The sequence below is a fragment of the Streptococcus oralis genome (assembly GCF_001578705.1).
Classification (GTDB): Bacteria; Bacillota; Bacilli; order Lactobacillales; family Streptococcaceae; genus Streptococcus; species Streptococcus oralis_J.
Genome location: NZ_KQ969037.1, coordinates 501,401 through 520,949, shown reverse-complemented (window position 1 = coordinate 520,949; position 19,549 = coordinate 501,401). Strand labels below are relative to the sequence as shown.

The window sequence follows — 19,549 nt, the reverse complement described above, 5'->3', positions numbered from 1 at the left end:
CCCAAATCTTTCCTAGTCCCGTTTTAAAGTGACTCAGAGGGCTTTTTTTGTTATAATAGAAAGGATCGTAATTATTAGAAAGAGGTCAGTATGAAAGAATTACAAACTGTACTGAAGAAGCGTTTTGCAATCGAATTTGCAGACAAAAACTTACTGGAAACGGCCTTTACTCATACGAGTTATGCCAATGAGCACCGCCTCTTAAAAATTTCACACAATGAGCGCTTGGAATTTTTAGGAGACGCTGTTCTGCAATTATTGATTTCAGAATATCTGTATAAAAAATATCCTAAGAAACCAGAGGGAGATTTGTCCAAGCTCCGTGCCATGATTGTCCGTGAGGAAAGTTTGGCTGGTTTTGCGCGTGATTGCCAGTTTGATCAGTTTATCAAGCTGGGTAAAGGAGAAGAAAAGTCTGGTGGGCGCAATCGTGACACCATTCTCGGTGATGCTTTTGAAGCCTTTCTGGGAGCGTTGCTTTTAGACAAGGATGTTTCTAGGGTAAAAGAGTTTATCTATCAGGTCATGATTCCCAAGGTTGAAGTAGGTGACTTTGAAATGATTAAGGATTACAAGACACACCTGCAAGAGTTGCTCCAGGTCAATGGGGATGTGGATATTCGCTACCAGGTGACTTCTGAGATGGGGCCTGCCCATGACAAGGTTTTTGATGTAGAAGTTCTAGTTGAGGGCAAGAGTATCGGAAAAGGTCAAGGCCGTTCTAAAAAATTAGCAGAGCAAGAGGCCGCAAAAAATGCCGTTGAAAAGGGGCTTGATTCATGTATTTAAAGGAAATTGAGATCCAAGGATTCAAGTCCTTTGCTGACAAGACCAAGGTCGTCTTTGACCAAGGTGTGACAGCTGTCGTTGGGCCAAATGGTTCTGGGAAGTCAAATATCACAGAAAGTCTGCGATGGGCCTTGGGTGAATCTAGTGTCAAAAGCCTTCGTGGTGGTAAGATGCCCGACGTTATCTTTGCTGGAACTGAAAGTCGTAAGCCGCTCAATTATGCCTCTGTTGTCGTGACCTTGGATAATGAAGATGGTTTTATCAAGGATGCAGGGCAAGTCATTAAGGTAGAACGCCATATCTACCGTAGTGGAGATAGCGAGTATCGAATTGATGGCAAGAAAGTCCGTCTGCGTGATGTACACGACCTTTTCTTGGACACCGGTTTGGGACGGGATTCCTTCTCCATCATTTCCCAAGGGAAAGTTGAGGAGATTTTTAATTCCAAGCCAGAGGAACGCCGTGCTATTTTTGAAGAAGCAGCTGGAGTTTTAAAATACAAGACTCGTCGAAAAGAGACAGAGAGCAAACTGCAACAAACTCAAGACAATCTAGATCGCTTAGAGGACATTATCTATGAGTTGGACAATCAAATCAAGCCTCTTGCAAAACAAGCCGAGAATGCTCGCAAGTTTCTCGACTTGGATGGTCAACGCAAGGCAATTTACTTGGATGTTTTGGTCGCTCAGATCAAGGAAAACAAGGCTGAACTAGAGCTGACAGAAGAAGAGCTAACGCAAGTTCAGGAACTCTTGACTAGCTATTACCAAAAGCGTGAAGAGTTAGAAGAGGAAAATCAAAGTCTTAAAAAGAAACGCCAAGATCTCCAAGCTGAAATGGCTAAAGACCAAGGGAGCTTAATGGATTTGACTAGTTTGATTAGTGACATAGAGCGAAAACTAGCCCTTTCAAAACTGGAATTTGAGCAAGTTGCCCTTAATCAACAAGAAGCACAAGCCCGTTTGGCGACTTTGGAAGATAAGAGAAAGGCTCTAAGTAAGGAGAAGTCTGAAAAAGAAGCGAACTTGGCACATTTAGAGGAAAATCTAGCTGAAAATAACAAGGAACTCAATCGTTTAGAAGCAGAATTGCTAGCTTTTTCAGATGATCCTGACCAGATGATTGAGCTCTTGCGTGAACGCTTTGTCGCTCTTTTACAGGAAGAAGCGGATGTCTCAAACCAACTGACCCGCATCGAGAATGAACTAGAGAACAGCCGTCAGCTATCTCAAAAACAAGCAGATCAACTTGAAAAACTGAAAGAACAACTGGCTACAGCTAAAGAAAAGGCGAGTCAGCAAGAGGCTGAGCTTGAAACTGCTAAGGAGCAGGTTCAGAAATTATTGTCAGACTACCAAACTAGTGCCAAGGAACAAGAGGAGCAGAAAGCTTCTTACCAAGCCCAGCAGAGCCAACTCTTTGACCGTCTGGACGCTCTTAAAAACAAGCAGGCTAGAGCCCAAAGCTTAGAAAACATTCTAAGAAATCATAGTAATTTTTATGCGGGTGTTAAGAGTGTTCTTCAAGAAAAAGACCGTCTTGGTGGGATCATTGGTGCAGTCAGTGAACATTTGACCTTTGATGTGCATTATCAAACTGCCTTGGAGATTGCGCTTGGAGCTAGCAGTCAGCATATCATCGTAGAAGATGAAAACGCGGCAACTAAGGCAATTGATTTCCTAAAACGTAACAGAGCTGGTCGTGCGACCTTCCTTCCGTTGACGACTATCAAGGCTCGTACGATTTCTAGTCAGAATCAAGATGCTATCGCTGCAAGTCCAGGATTTCTGGGAATGGCAGATGAGTTGGTGTCGTTTGATAAGAGACTAGAAGCCATTTTCAAGAACTTGCTAGCCACAACGGCTATCTTTGATACTGTAGAACATGCGCGTGCCGCAGCTCGTCAAGTTCGCTATCAGGTTCGCATGGTGACACTGGATGGGACAGAGTTGCGTACAGGTGGTTCCTATGCAGGTGGTGCCAATCGTCAAAATAACAGTATTTTCATCAAGCCAGAACTGAAGCAATTACAAAAAGAAATTGCTGAAGAAGAAGCTAGTCTGCGGTCAGAAGAGGCGACTTTGAAGACCTTGCAAGATGAGATGGCAGTATTGACAGAAAGATTAGAATCCATCAAATCTCAGGGTGAGCAAGCTCGTATTCAGGAGCAAGGCTTGTATCTTGCTTATCAACAAACCAATCAGCAGATCGAAGAACTGGAAACGCTTTGGAAACTCCAAGAAGAGGAATTAAATCGTCTTTCTGAAGGAGATTGGCAAGCGGACAAGGAAAAATGCCAAGAGCGCCTTGCTACTATTGCCAGTGAAAAGCAAAATCTAGAAGCTGAGATTGAAGAGATTAAGTCTAACAAAAACGCTATTCAAGAACGATATCAAAACTTGCAGGAACAGATTTCTCAAGCGCGCTTGCTTAAGTCCGAACTGCAAGGACAAAAGCGGTACGAAGTGGCTGATATTGAACGCTTAGGCAAGGAACTGGATAGTCTGGATATCGAACAAGAGGAGATTCAGCGCCTCCTCCAAGAAAAGGTTGATAATCTTGAGAAAGTGGATACGGATTTGCTAAGCCAGCAGGTGGAAGAGGCCCAAACTCAGAAAACAAACCTCCAACAAGGTCTGATTCGCAAGCAGTTTGAGTTGGATGATATAGAGGGTCAACTGGAAGATATTGCCAGTCATTTGGATCAGGCTCGCCAGCAGAACGAAGAGTGGATTCGCAAACAAACACGTGCTGAAGCTAAGAAGGAAAAGGTCAGCGAACGCTTGCGCTATCTACAAGCTCAATTAACAGACCAGTACCAGATCAGTTACACAGAGGCGCTAGAAAAGGCTCATGAACTGGAAAATCTCAATCTGGCGGAGCAAGAGGTTAAGGATTTAGAGAAGGCTATTCGCTCGCTGGGTCCTGTCAACTTGGAAGCTATTGACCAGTACGAAGAAGTTCACAGCCGTCTGGATTTCCTAAATAGCCAGCGAGATGATATTTTGTCAGCGAAAAATCTGCTTCTTGAGACTATCACAGAGATGAATGATGAGGTTAAGGAACGCTTCAAATCAACCTTTGAGGCTATTCGTGAGTCCTTTAAAGTGACCTTTAGACAGATGTTTGGCGGAGGTCAGGCGGACTTGATATTGACTGAGGGAGATCTTTTAACCGCTGGTGTGGAGATTTCTGTCCAACCACCAGGTAAAAAAATCCAATCTCTCAACCTCATGAGTGGTGGGGAAAAAGCCCTATCTGCTCTGGCTTTGCTCTTCTCAATCATCCGAGTTAAGACTATTCCTTTCGTCATCTTGGACGAGGTAGAGGCGGCGCTGGACGAAGCCAATGTCAAGCGTTTTGGGGATTACCTCAACCGCTTTGACAAGGATAGTCAGTTTATCGTCGTAACCCACCGTAAGGGGACGATGGCGGCAGCGGACTCTATCTATGGAGTTACCATGCAAGAATCAGGTGTTTCTAAGATTGTTTCGGTTAAGTTAAAAGACTTGGAAGAAACAGTAGACTAGTTACCAAATGATAGCATCTCTTAGGAGGTGCTATTTTTTAAAACTAAAGCCCTAAATTTTCTCTTAAGGTCAGTTCAGGAGCAAAAAACGACATTTGGGATTTCCTCTTAGCGAAAAGGCTTTCTCTATGATATAATAGTTTCATGATTACAACAGTACCTATTAAGAACGAAAAAGATATTGCAGTACCGGGAAAAACAGTCCTTGTACTAGGTTATTTTGATGGCATCCACAAAGGGCATCAGAAACTTTTTGAAGTAGCCAGCAAGGCTTCAATGAAGGATTATCTGCCAGTTGTCGTGATGACCTTTACAGAGTCGCCAAAACTTGCCTTGCAACCTTACCAACCTGAGCTCATGCTCCATATCGTCAATCACGAAGAACGGGAGCACAAGATGAAGTGGCATGGAGTAGAGGCTCTCTTCTTACTTGACTTTAGTAGCAAATTTGCTAGTTTAACGGGTCAAGAGTTCTTTGATACCTATATCAAGGCTTTAAAACCAGCGATTATCGTAGCAGGATTTGACTATACCTTTGGTTCTGATAAGAAAACTGCAGATGACTTGAAGGACTATTTTGATGGAGAAATCATCATTGTTCCTCCAGTCGAGGACGAAAAGGGAAAGATTAGTTCCACACGGATTCGCCAAGCTATTCTTGATGGAGATGTAAAGGAAGTCAATCATCTGCTCGGCACTCCGCTTCCATCTCGTGGGATGGTCGTTCATGGAAATGCACGTGGGCGTACTATCGGTTATCCAACAGCCAATTTGGTCCTAAGAGACCGAACTTACATGCCAGCGGACGGTGTTTACGTAGTCGATGTGGAAGTGCAGCGTCAGAGATATCGTGGCATGGCAAGTGTTGGGAAAAATGTTACTTTCGATGGAGAAGAACCACGTTTTGAAGTCAATATTTTCGACTTTTCAGACGATATTTACGGTGAGACAGTCATGGTCTACTGGCTGGACCGTGTTCGAGATATGGTCAAATTTGACTCCGTAGAGGAACTGGTAGACCAACTCCAGAAAGACGAAGAGATTGCTCGGAACTGGAAGGATGGAGAGTAGAAAAGTTTAAAAAAGTGAACCATATTTTGTGTTTGCTTTTTTATTTTTGAAAGAAATTTTTATAGCGAGAAACATAATTGAAGCTTGATTGAAAATCTGTTAAAATAGTGATATTCATAACTTTAAAAACCAAAGAAAAGAGACTATATGATTACAGGTGAATTAAAAAGTAAAATCGATCAACTGTGGGAAATGCTGTGGACTGAAGGAAATGCAAATCCTCTAACAAATATTGAACAATTGACTTATCTTCTGTTTATGAAGGATTTGGATAGTGTTGAACTTGGACGCGAAAGCGATGCTGAGTTTTTAGGGATTTCTTATGAGGGAATTTTTCCAAAAGACAAACCTGAATACCGTTGGTCGACTTTTAAAAATATAGGAGATGCTCAGGAAGTTTATCGTTTAATGACCCAGGAGATTTTTCCATTTATTAAGAATCTTAAGGGTGATACTGACGATACAGCTTTTTCACGTTATATGCGTGAAGCCATCTTTCAAATTAATAAACCAGCTACGCTCCAAAAGGTGATTTCCATATTAGATGAATTTCCAACCAGAGGCTCAGGCATAGACTTTGATAGTGACACACAGGGGATTAATGATATTGGCGACATCTATGAATATCTGCTATCAAAATTGTCAACCGCAGGTAAAAATGGACAATTTCGTACACCTCGTCACATCATCGATATGATGGTTGAGTTAATGCAACCAACTATCAAGGATATTGTCTCAGATCCTGCTATGGGGTCTGCGGGTTTCTTAGTATCTGCTAGCCGTTACTTAAAGCGTAAGAAAGATGAATGGGAAACCAATCCAGATAATATCAAACATTTTCATAACAATATGTTTCATGGAAATGATACGGATACAACTATGCTGAGACTTGGTGCAATGAACATGATGCTACATGGAGTGGAAAATCCACAAATTAGTTATCTTGACTCACTATCTCAAGATAATGAAGAAGCAGATAAGTACACTCTAGTTTTAGCAAATCCTCCATTTAAAGGGTCACTTGACTACGATTCAACTTCAAATGATCTCCTTGCGACTGTAAAAACCAAAAAGACAGAATTGCTTTTCCTTGCTCTTTTCTTGCGTACCTTGAAACCAGGGGGACGTGCAGCGGTTATTGTACCTGATGGTGTCCTCTTTGGTTCCTCTAAAGCCCATAAAGGAATTCGTCAGGAAATTGTAGAGAATCATAAATTAGATGCTGTAATATCAATGCCAAGTGGCGTTTTCAAACCTTATGCTGGAGTTTCAACTGCCATTCTCATCTTTACAAAAACTGGAAATGGTGGAACGGATAAGGTCTGGTTTTACGATATGAAAGCAGATGGTTTAAGTTTGGATGATAAACGACAACCGATCAGTGACAATGATATTCCAGATATTATTCAACGTTTCCATCAACTTGAAAACGAAGCAGAACGTAAGAGAACGGACCAGTCTTTCTTTGTTCCAGTTGATGAGATAAAGGATAATGATTATGATTTATCGATCAATAAATACAAAGAAATCGAGTATGAAAAAGTTGAGTATGAACCAACAGAAGTTATCTTAAAGAAAATCAATGATCTAGAAAAAGAAATTCAAGCTGGCTTGGCAGAGTTAGAAGAATTACTCAAGTAGGGAGATGGATGTATGAAAAAAGTGAAGTTGGGGGAAGTGGCTACTTTTATTAATGGATATGCTTTTAAACCTCAAGATTGGTCATCTGAAGGAAAAGAGATTATCAGAATACAGAATTTGACTAAAACTTCAAAAGAGACAAATTATTATTCGGGTACGATTGATAAAAAATACATTATTGAAGATGGTGACATTCTTATTTCTTGGTCGGGTACATTAGGAGTTTTTCAGTGGTGTGGAAAATCCGCAGTGTTAAATCAGCATATTTTTAAAGTGGTTTTCGATAAGATAGATATCGATAAATCATATTTTAAATATGTTGTTGAAAAAGGTTTGCAAGATGCTGTAAAACACACTCATGGTTCCACAATGAAACATTTAACAAAAAAATATTTTGATAATATTTTGGTTTCATATACAAATTTGAAAGAGCAACAAAGAATTGCAAGTGAACTAGATTTGTTAAGCAAGCTGATTTTAAGGAGACAAGAACAACTTAAAGAGCTTAATCTACTCGTCAAATCCCGATTTAACGAGATGTTTGGGGATCCTATAAATAATGACAAGAAATTTGCAGTGAAAACGGGACAGCAGTGTTTTAAATTTTCAAGTGGAAAATTTCTTGATAAAAATGATAGAGTTTTTGAAGGTTACCCTGCCTATGGTGGAAATGGTATTGCTTGGAAAAGTCGAAATTATTTAATTGATAATTCAACTATTATCATTGGTCGTGTAGGTGCATATTGTGGTAATGTAAGAACTACTCACGGTAAGGTATGGATAAGTGACAATGCTATATATATAAAAGAGTTTAAAAATTTAGATTTTAACCTTGTATTTTTATTAGAATTAATGAAAGTAATTGATTTTAGTAGATTTGCTGATTTCTCAGGTCAACCAAAGATAACTCAAAAACCATTAGAAAAACAGAAATATATCCTCCCCCCTCTAGCCCTCCAAAACGAATTCGCGGACTTTGTTGCTCAAGTCGACAAATCACAATTGGCAATTCAAAAATCTCTGGAAGAATTGGAAACCTTGAAAAAATCACTTATGCAGGAATATTTCGGTTAAGCTCTGAGATGAAATAGCAGTTTTACACTATCATTGTAATTACCGTAATTATTTGTTATAATACTTCAAAGGAGGAAATCAGATGGTCGTAAAAACAAGAAAACAAGGAAATTCAATCACCATTACGATTCCAAGCGAGTTCAATATTCCAAGTGGTGTTAAATACGAAGCGAAATTGTTACCAAGCGGTGAAATTATCTTTACTCCTGAAGAATTGAATCATCAGGTCTCTTATGTTTCTGATGATGCCTTTAACTTAAAATTGGATACAATTTTTGATGAATACGACGATGTTTTCAAAGCTTTGGTGGAAAAATGACAGTCTATCTAACAGAAAAGCAAATTGAAAAAATCAATGCTTTAGTAATTCAACGGTATTCTCCAAAGGAGCAAATTCAAACAGTTAGTCCTTCAGCGTTAAATATGATTGTGAACTTACCAGAACAATTTGTTTTTGGCAAACCTCTTTATCCAACAATTTTTGATAAAGCAACAATATTATTTGTCCAATTGATAAAGAAGCATGTTTTTGCCAACGCCAATAAACGAACGGCCTTCTTTGTTTTGGTGAAGTTTTTACAATTAAATGGTTATCACTTTACTGTTTCCGTGGAAGAAGCGGTTGATATGTGCGTGACTATAGCGGTAGAAGCTTTAACTGATGAAAAAATGATAAACTACTCTAAATGGATTTCTGAACATTCTATCAGAGAAAAGGTCAAAAAGTAAGATAGTATGCTGGATTAAAATGAGCATAAGAAAATAAATGAACAGGCAATATTAGAATTCTGTAATGCAGAAACTGATATTGCCTCTTTTTATTGATGAGTAATAATGAAAGTGAGAATTTATGGAATCAAAAGTTACAATTATCATACAAGAAATGTTACCACTTTTAAACAATGAACAATTACTAGCATTGAGAGAGAGTTTAGAACGCCATCTAGTGGATGGAAAAAAGCAGCAAAAGTATTCGAATAATTATCTGTTGCAACTATTCATCACTGCTAAGCAGGTGGAGGGCTGTAGCGCAAAAACAATACGTTATTATCAGAGAACAATTGAAAATTTGTTTCATCATATTAAGGAGTCTGTGACACAACTGACAACAGATGATTTAAGGAGTTATCTAGCAAATTATCAGTCTGAAAAGGACTGTAGTAAGGCGAATTTGGACAATATTCGGCGTATATTGTCCTCTTTTTTTGCTTGGCTTGAGCAAGAGGAATATATCATCAAGAATCCTATTCGAAGGATTAAAAAAATTAAAACAGAACAAACTGTGAAAGAAACTTATACGGACGAACATCTGGAAATTATGAGAGATAATTGTGAAAATTTAAGAGATTTGGCAATGATTGACCTACTAGCATCAACAGGTATGCGTGTAGGAGAACTGGTCCAGTTGAATCGTTCTGATATTGATTTTGAAAACAGAGAGTGCGTTGTTTTTGGAAAAGGAAAAAAAGAAAGACCCGTATATTTTGATGCTCGTACGAAAATTCATTTAAGAAACTATCTCAATGATAGAAAAGATAGTCATCCAGCTCTTTTTGTAACGCTACTTGGAAAAGCCCAGAGACTTGGAATTGCTGGTGTCGAGATTCGATTGAGAAAGTTAGGACAAAAACTTGGAATACAAAAGGTTCATCCACATAAATTCAGAAGAACCCTAGCGACAAAGGCTATTGATAAAGGAATGCCTATTGAGCAAGTCCAAAAACTACTCGGTCACAGCAAAATTGATACAACTCTGGCCTATGCCATGGTTAACCAAAGCAATGTCAAACATTCACACCAAAAATTCATCTCTTAACTGCAAATCCCGATATTCCGAGGAGGTGGTTGCGTGAAGAAAGTGAAGTTATGTGATCTTGGGAAAATTATTACAGGAAATACACCTAGTAAAAAAATATTAGAATTTTATGATAGCAATGATATCCCTTTTATAAAACCAGATGACTTTAAAACTATAGATGAAATTTCGTCATCAAAAGGGAATAAAAATTATATATCTGAGAATGCACGAAACAATGCAAGAATTGCCCCCAAAAATTCAGTATTAGTAACTTGTATAGGTATAATTGGAAAAGTTATGATTTCTGAATCTGAATTATCATTTAATCAACAAATTAATGCAATTGTTCCGAATAAATTAATTTTATCTAAATATTTAGCATATTTATTGCTATATAATAAATCGAAATTAGATTTTATTTCCAACGCGCCCGTTGTCCCAATAATCAATAAAACTCAATTTTCGGAGTTTGAAGTTACGTTCCATGAGGATATTGATGTTCAAGAAAAGATTATACAAAATTTAGAGAATTTAGATAATCAGATTTTAAAAAGAAGACATCAATCTAAATTACTCTCAAACCTTGTAAAATCCCGATTTAACGAGATGTTTGGGGATCCTGTTCTGAATGAAATGGGTTGGGAAAAACATAGATTATCAAAATTAACATTAAAAATTGGTTCAGGGGCTACACCTAGAGGAGGAAGAGAAAGTTATGTCAACGAAGGGATAGCACTTATTAGAAGTATGAATGTATATGATGGTAAGTTTATTTTCAAAGATTTAGCTTATCTAACTAATGTTCAGGCTGAAAAATTAAATAATGTAATTGTTGAATCCGACGATGTTTTGCTAAATATTACAGGTGCATCTGTATCTCGTTGCTGTATTGTTCCTCAAAATATTTTGCCTGCGAGAGTTAATCAGCACGTTTCTATAATTCGTTGTAAAAAGCACTTATTATCACCAATATTTTTAAATCAACTTCTAATAACTTCAGAGTTTAAGAGTTTGTTACTGAAAATAGGAGAAAGTTCAGGCGCCACCCGTCAAGCGATAACAAAAAATCAGATTGAAGAATTATACATCCCCCTCCCCCCTCTTTCCCTCCAAAACGAGTTCGCAGACTTTGTGGCTCAGGTCGACAAATCACAATTTGCTTGTGGGATAGTTATAAAACTGTGGAGAAATAGCTTGAAATCTAGTATAATATAGCTATCTATTTATTCAAAGTGAGAGAAAAATGGGAAATTTTGATTTTCTTTTAAATAACGAAGAGTATGAATCTTTTTCAAAGCCTTGTATAGAAGCTGAAAATATGATTGCGACATCTACTGTGGCTACTGCTTTTATGGCGCGTCGTGCTTTGGAGCAGGCTGTTCATTGGATATATAGTCACGATTCATATTTAGAAGCTCCCTATCGTGCTACCTTATCTTCTTTGGTATGGGATGATGATTTTAGAGAGATTGTGGATCCTGAGCTCCACAGGCAGATTGTTCTTTTAATTCGATGGGGAAATCATGCTGCACATGGTGGAGAAATTAAGGAACGAGAAGCGATTTTGGCTTTGCATCATTTGTATCAGTTTGTCAATTTTATTGATTATTGCTACAGTAACGAGTTTGTGGAGCGTTATTTTGACGAGCAGTTATTGCCACTTTCAGCAAACATCAAGTTTCGAGAAACGCCACAATCTATGGCGAAATTACAAAACAGTTTGCCAGATCTTCCTGATTTCGATGAACAGATGGCTAGTCAGTCCTTGGCTGTTCAAGAGACTTATACTGAAAAACGTGAAACAGCAGCTCTACGGCAAGATGTATCTTTCCATATCGATCAACTATCTGAAGCAGAGACAAGAAAACTCTTTATTGACATCGATCTCCGTTTAGCAGGTTGGACATTTGAAGAAAACTGTCGTGTTGAGGTAGAAGTTCATGGTTTGAAACATGGTACAGGAACTGGATATTGTGATTATGTCCTTTATGGTAAAAATGGGAAAGTTCTAGCAATTGTTGAGGCCAAAAAGGCAGCTGTAAATCCAGAAGTGGGGGAGGTGCAGGTCAAGGAATATGCTGAAGCTCTTGAGAAACAAGTCGGCTATCGGCCAATTTGCTTTATTACCAATGGTCTAAAGCACTACATACTTGATGGTGTCAATCGTCGTCAGATTGCAGGGTTCTACTCTCAAGAAGAGTTGCAACTGTTGATGGACAGACGTCACTTGCAAAAACCACTCGAGGATATTTCTAGCAAAATTAGGGACGACATTTCTGGACGTCATTATCAGAAACATGCGATTACAAGTGTCTGTGAAGCATTCTCCAATAATCGTAGACAGGCACTCTTGGTTATGGCAACTGGTTCTGGGAAAACCCGTACAGCGGTTTCTCTAGTTGATATCCTATCGCGTCATAACTGGGTAAAAAATGTTCTTTTTTTAGCTGATAGAACTTCCCTAGTTAAGCAAGCTTATGATTCATTTAGGAAATTACTTCCAGATCTTTCAGTTTGTAATTTCTTAGAGGATAAAGATAGCGCTCGATCTAGTCGTATGGTTTTTTCAACCTATCCGACTATGATAGGAGCGATTAGTGATCAAGAAGAAGTAAACCAACGCCCCTTTACTGTTGGGCACTTTGATCTTATTATAATTGACGAATCTCACCGTTCTATTTATCAGAAATACAAATCAATTTTTGACTATTTTGATGCACGGATTGTAGGATTAACTGCCACCCCGCGTCAAGATTTAGATAAAAATACCTACGGTTTCTTTAACTTGGAGAATGGTGTTCCAACATATGCATACGATCTGGAAGAGGCTGTCAAAGATGGCTATTTAGTAGCTTATCATTCGATTGAAACCAAGTTGAAACTACCTACGGATGGTCTACATTACGATGATTTATCCCAAGACGAAAAAGAATATTTTGATAGCCAATTTGAAGATGGTAGTTCTGAAAAAGATATCGATCCTGCGGATTTTAATACCTCTATTTTCAATAGAAAAACAGTCGAAATTGTTTTAGATGAACTAATGACAAGAGGGATTCAGACAGCTTCAGGTGACGAAATTGGTAAAACCATTATTTTTGCTAAAAACCATCGACACGCTGAATACATCAGAGATATTTTTAACGAACGTTATTCAGAAAAAGGAAGCGATTATGCTCAAGTGATTGATTATAGCATTAAGCATTATCAAACCTTAATTGATGATTTTAAAATTAAGGAGAAATACCCTCAAATTGCAATTTCTGTTGATATGTTGGATACAGGTATTGATGTACCAGAGGTTGTCAATTTAATCTTTTTCAAGAAAGTGCGTTCTAAAACTAAATTTTGGCAGATGATTGGCCGTGGAACCCGTCTTTGTAAAGATTTATTTGGCCCTGAGCAGGATAAGGAAAATTTCTTGGTATTTGATTATGGTGATAATTTTGAATATTTCAAAGCTGATCCAAGAGCAGGAGATGGCCGTCACATTGTTTCTTTGACTCAACGTTTGTTTAACATCAAGGTGGATTTGATTCGAGAACTGCAGGGACTTCATTATCAAGATAATCAGTTTGCTAGAGAATACCGTCAACAACTCGTAACAGAACTTCACGGACGTATGGTGAATTTAAATGAGTTGGATTTTAGGGTTCGTATGGTCTTAGATACGGTTTATACTTATAGGAAGTTGGAAAATTGGCAAAATCTAACGACCGTCACAAGTGAAACAATCCAGAAAGATCTTTCTCCGCTTCTTTTTGAAGAAAATAAAGAGGATGAGATGGCGAGACGATTTGATTTATGGTTGTTTCAGATACAGTTAGGACAACTGTTAGCTAAGTCAGCAACTGTCCATATATCTCAAGTTATGAAAACAGCTAAGGCTCTTGCTAGGGTTGGCAATATACCACAGGTTTTTGCACAGGCTGAAATCATCAGGAAAGTACAAGAACCAGAATTTTGGGAAGAAGTTGATTTATCTGAGCTGGAAAAAATACGCTTTGCGCTTCGAGATTTACTACAGTTTTTGGATAAACCGGAACGCACTGTATATTATGTCAATTTTGATGATCACATTCTTTCCACTGTCCATGATACTAAGCCATATTTACAAGTCAATGACCTGCGATCTTATAATGAAAAAGTTGAACATTATTTGAAAACTCATCTAGATGATGAAGCAATTTCTAAGTTATACCATAATGAAAAATTGACCTCTCAAGATTTACTTGCACTTGAAACATTGCTATGGGAAAAATTAGGTAGCAAGTCAGATTACCAACAACATTATGAAAATAAGGCAATTCCTAGATTGGTTCGTGAGATTATTGGTTTAGATAGAGAGGCTGCCAATCAAGTTTTTTCTAAATTTCTATCGGATGAGAGTCTCAATGCCAAGCAAATTTCCTTTGTGAAATTGATTGTAGATTACATTGTAGAAAATGGTTGCTTGGAGACTAAAGTTTTAACACAAGAGCCGTTTAAATCGTATGGTTCAGTTCAACTACTCTTTCAACACCAACTCCCTATACTTCGTAATATTGTCCAAACAATTGAACTCATCAATGATCGAGCTGGAGAAGCAGCATAAATAATAAGAGGTTGTAGATGCAAACGCAAGAAGAAATGAATGTTCTGGTACCGGAAAAATTAGCAGAAATTGAGCGTGATTATGGTGTCACAGTTTTGTGGGCTATTGAGTCTGGTAGTCGTGCCTGGGGATTTGAGTCTCCTGATAGTGACTTTGATGTGCGATTTATCTACAAACACAAGCAAGATTTTTATCTCCATTTGAATGAACAGCGTGATGTTATTGAACTACCAATTGACGATACTTGGGATGTGAGTGGCTGGGATTTAGACAAGACTTTAAAACTCCTTTATAAGTCAAATCCAACACTGTTTGAATGGTTACAGTCGCCAATTGTTTATCAACAAACGAATTTTATCGAACGCATACGTCCTCTTGCAAACCAGTATTTTTCAGAGAAAAAAATGCTCTACCATTACTTGAATACTGCTAGAACTCAAATGAATAAGTATCTTTCTGGAGACAAGGTTAAACCTAAAAAGTATTTCTATGCGCTACGTCCTATTTTGGCTTGTCGTTGGATTGAAAAATACCATTCTGTTCCGCCAATTTTATTTGATGATTTGGTGAAAGAATTGCTTCCGTCTCAAATGAAGGAGCATGTTTTAAGATTGCTTGACATTAAGATAAACGGTCCTGAAGGTATGGAAATTGATCCGATTAAGCCAATTCAAGATTATATTTTAGATAATATCCAAGAGCTTGATGTATACGTTCAAAGCGTTACTGAGATGAAGAAAGACTGGAAAGCTCTAAATCAATTTTTCCTTGAAGAATTAAGTTACGACTGAGGTTGTTTATGGGTAAATGGACATGTAGATGCGGGCGAGCAATGGACAACCATAGAACACCCGATCCAAATGCTTTTTCAGTTTATTCGGATACGTTGTTTGAAGAAATTATGAATAAAGCTGACGACCATAATAAAATTTCTTATGATGATATTTCAGAAGCTTCTTTTTATATGTGGAAGTGCCCTGAGTGTGGAAGTTTCATGGTTTTTGGCGAAGACGATGATGAAGATCGCTTTACTTTTTATGAGCGCAAAGAAGTTGAAAAGGTCGAGCCTCTCTTTGATCCAGATCAAGAGCTAAATCTTGTTGTAGTTGAGTTTCAGGAGGGAGGGAATGGCTATACTTATATCTGCGATGACCCAAATATCCATATTGGGCACGCTGTTATTGTCCCAGTAGGGAAAGAAAATACTGAAAAAACTGCTTTAGTTGTACAGAAGTATCATGCCCTACCAAAGGATATCACCTTTCCTGTTGAAAAGTTAAAACGTATCATCCGTAGGTATTCACATTTCGACCCATTCACTTCGAAAATCGTTTGTAGAAATTTAATTAAGCTTGGAAGAATTCTTGATGCTTGCTCTAAAAATGCTAAACCTAACTCTCAGCAAACATATCATGGTATCAAAACTCCCTTAGGTTATTTCTGGTTAGAATTAAATGGAGTTCCAATTCCAATGAAAATCACACAGATTCAAGTCAAAGATAAAAAGTACCAAGTGGATGGCGCCCTTTATATAAAGCCTTTAGAGATTAACTGTAGAAGATTCTATGAGCTGGAATTATGTGCAGATTTTGATATTGATGCCTCGAGATGGGTCGATGTTCTCTCGGATGAAAATGTTTGGGGCAATAGCTGGGAACTAAATGGTCTTCAATTTGGTATTACTGCAGGGGAATCTCCAGAATTTGAAGACGAAGTTGCTGCAAGAAAATATAGTCGTATCCCACTTTATTATGACTGGCACCCTGAATTTGAAGATTATTATGGATTCAGTTTAGCTTGGAAAAAATACGAATCTGATAGCGATTTATCAATAGATTTCTATACAACGTAAGATGCAGGAGAATAAGCATGAATCAAGCATGGGAATTATTGTTTGAAGGCAAAATTGAAGAGGCTAAAAAATTAGTTGAAGCTGATTTTTCTTTGGAAACTTGCACTAATTTTAGTTTATTAAATTTGATGGGCTATATCTATCTTGAAGAGCAAAATTATAAGGAGTGCTTAAGTATCTACCAGCGTTATATTGACTTAGCCCGAATTAAAAGTGACCAAGAAAATGAACATGTTGGTTATCATCAGTTAGCGATGATTTACAGGGAAATGGGTCATTTTCAAAAAGCTCTACTCTATATCGATCAGGAAATGCAAATTATAAAAAAATATTTTCCCAATGATGCTTTGAAATTTTCTGTTAACAACTATGAACAAGGCTACCTTCGTTTAAAGTTGGGAAATCTAGAAGAGGCAGAAAGCTATATGCAAGAATCCCTAGATTTTGCTTTGACAACTGAGGACTTCATTGCCCAAGCCTGTTCCTATAGAGGGATGGGAGAGATTTATCTGAAGCAAGATTCAGTCAAATCACGAAATTATTTTTATCAATCTATTCAACTCTTTGAAAAAGCTGAGGATAAAATTGGAGCAGATGAGGTAAGAGCTTTGTTACAAAATGAGAAGTAGTCCAACTGAGCTGAAGAAAAACAGTAAAAAGCGGAGATTCATGGTGCAGAAAAGAGGCTAGTTCATAATTTCAACAACTGGAAGCTATGAAGTTTAACTGAAAAAATCCAGTTATGGGACTTAGTGCATTTATATTATGTCTTCATTTTACAGAAACCGAAAGTAAATAACTATTTTTAATATAAAATTTTGTCTTTTATCATATTTTTTTGAAAAAAGCTAGTAATTTGACTGAAAAAATTTGCAATTCTCCACAAGAAAATATATAATATAGTTGAGATGGAAAAACGTTTTTCAAAAGGAGGTGCACATTATGTTCTTAGGATTCTACTTCCGTTTTTGGTTCAGCATTTGGTGGCGTTAATAGAGGTTAGTGGTTGTTAAATTAAACTCAAATAGCTTTATGCCAGTAAGAAACTGAAATATTCAGTTTAATATGAGTTTTATTTTTTCTAGTAAATTAACGTTTTCTATCACAACTCTATTGCAGTTAAGCTATAATGTGTGATAATTGTCAACCCTATCTTATTAACATTTTTATGGTCTCGAGAAATCTTATTTCTTGGGACTTTTTCTATTGTTTGAAAGGTTGTGTGTTGATTTTGTTGAACTAGGAGAACAAAAAAGACAAGCTACTTTAAAAAGTAATTTGTCTGTTGTTGGGTCACTTTTTATTGAAACACACGATAAACGTAGGGATTTTCTGGTTTGTCTACTTTTGTGAAACTCTCAACTTCCAGTGTTGGGAGTTTTTGTTTGAGTTCTTTATGGTAGTGGAGAGTGAGAGTTCCTTTGGCAGTAATCCAGGTATTGTCAGGATACTGGCGTGAGTTTCCCTTAGTCAGGAGTCCATATACTCCAGAGTCGGCGATACAGTGGATGATTCCAAAGCGAAAGAGGAACTGGCTATCTGGATGGCTAGGATCGTTATAAACAAAGCCTGTAAACTCTATTTTTTTTCCTTCAAACTCTTGTGGATAGTCATAGAGAACTTCCATGACCTCCATATAGTTTTCATCTGTGACTTGAATGGTTGGCTGGGAGAGGTATTTATCAGCGGTAGTCCTCATTTCCTTTTCATAAGCAGATTTGGAAAAATAGGTACTGGTGTCGGGTTTGAGGTATTGACTGGATGTTCCTTCGCTTGCCTGAATAGCTGTATCGATTCCCTCAGCAAGTGGGAAATGATAGCCTTTGGCAGATACGGTTTTCGAGTCCAAACTTACTGTCGGAAAGGCAACTCCAATCAAGAGAGGCAGTGACAGTAAAAGGATGCTGATTTGTCTAGCTCGACGACTTTCCATATGGCTGTGTGAGTTGATTTTCTTAATCCAGATGTAGAATTGGACCAGAGCCAACAGAAGAGAAAGGACCATGGAGATATAGACTAGATAGGAATAGTGGAGGTTGATGTAGTGACTAAGCTTTCCAGATAGCTTGAGGTAAAGGGTCAGAGCAAAATAGCCCAGTAGAATGAAAAATCGAATCATGGCATCACCCCTATCATGTAAGAATAAAGCAAGACAAGCAGAGTCACGATGCTCATGAATTGCCAGATGAAGCGCGCTTTGAGATAGTGTTTCATCATTAGGAGATTTTTGATATCAAGCATGGGGCCAATGACCAGAAAGGCAAGGACTGGCGCTAGGCCGAAGCTCGAGAGGAGAGAAGCACCGATAAAGGCGTCCGCCTCGCTACAAAGAGAGAGGAGAAAGGCTAGAAACATGAGCAAGAGAATCGCAAGGACTGGACTAGCACTGATAGAGGTCAGGATCCGAGTCGGGACATAGACCTGCACGATAGCCGCAAAGAGACAACCAAAGACCAAATAACGCCCCATATCGAAAAACTCATCAATAGCCTGTATAAATACCTGAAAGACTTTTCTAGCAGGAGTCAAGTGTGAAAAGTCGTGTTCATGGCAAGCAATGGGATTTTCTTTTTGAATGGGTTCCTTCCAGAAAAATCCTAAGAAAATCCCCAGAACCAAAGCAATCACAATAGCTCCCAGAGTTCGCAAGAAGGCAAATTTTATTGAATTGCCAAAGGCAGAATATGTGGCGAAAAGAACGATAGGATTGATGATGGGAGCAGTCACCAGAAAGGGAACCGCTGTGTAGCTGGGCACTTTCTTTTCTAAAAAACGATTGATAATTGGAATGATTCCACACTCGCAGGATGGAAAGAGAAAGCCAATGAAGGTACCAAAAAAGATCCTCCCCCAACGATTGCGAGGGAGAAACTCATAGACCTTGTCAGGTGTGATATAGACCTCAATCAATCCCGAAATGAGACTCCCAATCAAGACAAAAGGAAGGGCCTCAATCATGATGGAGAGAAGAATAGCCCCTGCTTGTAAGATACTAGGAGGAAGAGATTGGAAAACAGTCATCTATTTTTTATTCTCAACTTTTTCTTTTTTGTCTTTGTCATCTGGGAAAGTGACTTGTGTTAAGTCAGGAAGTTTTGCGAATTCTTCAAACATCTTGTCCAAGTCGTCGGTTTTTGTAAATTTAACAGCCATGGGCCTACCTCTTTTCTACATTCTACCTCTATTATACTATTATTTTGT

General features: G+C 38.1%; 16 protein-coding genes. 13 read left to right on the top strand and 3 right to left on the bottom strand.

Annotated features, from left to right (window positions below):
- Window positions 1–90 precede the first annotated feature (90 nt).
- The 13 genes from rnc to SORDD05_RS02465 all read left to right on the top strand — a co-directional run bounded on the left by rnc (window position 91) and on the right by SORDD05_RS02465 (window position 16,977).
- Window positions 91–789: a ribonuclease III gene (gene rnc / locus SORDD05_RS02525; protein WP_061416950.1), complete on the top strand. Its 699-nt coding sequence runs from the start codon at window positions 91–93 to the stop codon at window positions 787–789.
- Entirely contained in the window at window positions 780–4,319 is a 3,540-nt protein-coding gene (gene smc, locus SORDD05_RS02520; protein ID WP_061416949.1) for a chromosome segregation protein SMC, read from the top strand. Before rnc ends, smc begins: the two co-directional genes overlap by 10 nt.
- A 143-nt stretch (window positions 4,320–4,462) precedes the next feature.
- Window positions 4,463–5,389: a bifunctional riboflavin kinase/FAD synthetase gene (locus SORDD05_RS02515; RefSeq protein WP_061416948.1), complete on the top strand. Its 927-nt coding sequence runs from the start codon at window positions 4,463–4,465 to the stop codon at window positions 5,387–5,389.
- 147 nt (window positions 5,390–5,536) lie between these two features.
- A complete protein-coding gene (locus tag SORDD05_RS02510; RefSeq protein WP_061416947.1) occupies window positions 5,537–7,030 on the top strand; it encodes a type I restriction-modification system subunit M in 1,494 nt (497 codons plus the stop codon).
- 12 nt (window positions 7,031–7,042) lie between these two features.
- Window positions 7,043–8,104, top strand: coding sequence for a restriction endonuclease subunit S (locus SORDD05_RS02505; protein WP_061416946.1), 1,062 nt, complete (start codon window positions 7,043–7,045; stop codon window positions 8,102–8,104).
- An 82-nt stretch (window positions 8,105–8,186) separates the two neighbouring features.
- Window positions 8,187–8,423, top strand: a complete 237-nt coding sequence (locus SORDD05_RS02500; RefSeq protein WP_061416945.1) for a hypothetical protein — start codon at window positions 8,187–8,189, stop codon at window positions 8,421–8,423.
- The gene (locus tag SORDD05_RS02495; RefSeq protein WP_061416944.1) at window positions 8,420–8,833 is read left to right on the top strand and encodes a type II toxin-antitoxin system death-on-curing family toxin; all 414 of its coding nucleotides are present in this window, start codon (window positions 8,420–8,422) and stop codon (window positions 8,831–8,833) included. Before SORDD05_RS02500 ends, SORDD05_RS02495 begins: the two co-directional genes overlap by 4 nt.
- Window positions 8,834–8,954: 121 nt before the next feature.
- The gene (xerA, locus tag SORDD05_RS02490) at window positions 8,955–9,920 is read left to right on the top strand and encodes a site-specific tyrosine recombinase/integron integrase (protein WP_061416943.1); all 966 of its coding nucleotides are present in this window, start codon (window positions 8,955–8,957) and stop codon (window positions 9,918–9,920) included.
- Between the two features lie 33 nt (window positions 9,921–9,953).
- Window positions 9,954–11,117 carry a restriction endonuclease subunit S gene (locus SORDD05_RS02485; RefSeq protein ID WP_061416942.1) on the top strand — a complete coding sequence of 388 codons (1,164 nt, stop codon included), beginning with the start codon at window positions 9,954–9,956 and terminating at the stop codon, window positions 11,115–11,117.
- Between the two features lie 28 nt (window positions 11,118–11,145).
- Window positions 11,146–14,496 carry a DEAD/DEAH box helicase family protein gene (locus SORDD05_RS02480; RefSeq protein WP_061416941.1) on the top strand — a complete coding sequence of 1,117 codons (3,351 nt, stop codon included), beginning with the start codon at window positions 11,146–11,148 and terminating at the stop codon, window positions 14,494–14,496.
- A gap of 17 nt (window positions 14,497–14,513) precedes the next feature.
- The gene (locus SORDD05_RS02475) at window positions 14,514–15,287 is read left to right on the top strand and encodes a nucleotidyltransferase domain-containing protein (RefSeq protein WP_061416940.1); all 774 of its coding nucleotides are present in this window, start codon (window positions 14,514–14,516) and stop codon (window positions 15,285–15,287) included.
- 8 nt (window positions 15,288–15,295) lie between these two features.
- Window positions 15,296–16,348: a hypothetical protein gene (locus SORDD05_RS02470; protein WP_061416939.1), complete on the top strand. Its 1,053-nt coding sequence runs from the start codon at window positions 15,296–15,298 to the stop codon at window positions 16,346–16,348.
- A 17-nt stretch (window positions 16,349–16,365) separates the two neighbouring features.
- The gene (locus SORDD05_RS02465; RefSeq protein WP_061416938.1) at window positions 16,366–16,977 is read left to right on the top strand and encodes a tetratricopeptide repeat protein; all 612 of its coding nucleotides are present in this window, start codon (window positions 16,366–16,368) and stop codon (window positions 16,975–16,977) included.
- Between the two features lie 671 nt (window positions 16,978–17,648).
- Here the strand turns inward: SORDD05_RS02465 and SORDD05_RS02460 are convergent.
- The 3 genes from SORDD05_RS02460 to SORDD05_RS10325 are packed head-to-tail and all read right to left on the bottom strand — an operon-like array spanning window position 17,649 to window position 19,501.
- The gene (locus SORDD05_RS02460; protein ID WP_061416937.1) at window positions 17,649–18,467 is read right to left on the bottom strand and encodes a TIGR03943 family putative permease subunit; all 819 of its coding nucleotides are present in this window, start codon (window positions 18,465–18,467) and stop codon (window positions 17,649–17,651) included.
- Window positions 18,464–19,369 carry a permease gene (locus SORDD05_RS02455; RefSeq protein WP_061416936.1) on the bottom strand — a complete coding sequence of 302 codons (906 nt, stop codon included), beginning with the start codon at window positions 19,367–19,369 and terminating at the stop codon, window positions 18,464–18,466. The genes SORDD05_RS02460 and SORDD05_RS02455 overlap by 4 nt, the downstream gene beginning before the upstream one ends.
- The gene (locus tag SORDD05_RS10325) at window positions 19,370–19,501 is read right to left on the bottom strand and encodes an SPJ_0845 family protein (protein ID WP_061416935.1); all 132 of its coding nucleotides are present in this window, start codon (window positions 19,499–19,501) and stop codon (window positions 19,370–19,372) included.
- Window positions 19,502–19,549: the final 48 nt, after the last annotated feature.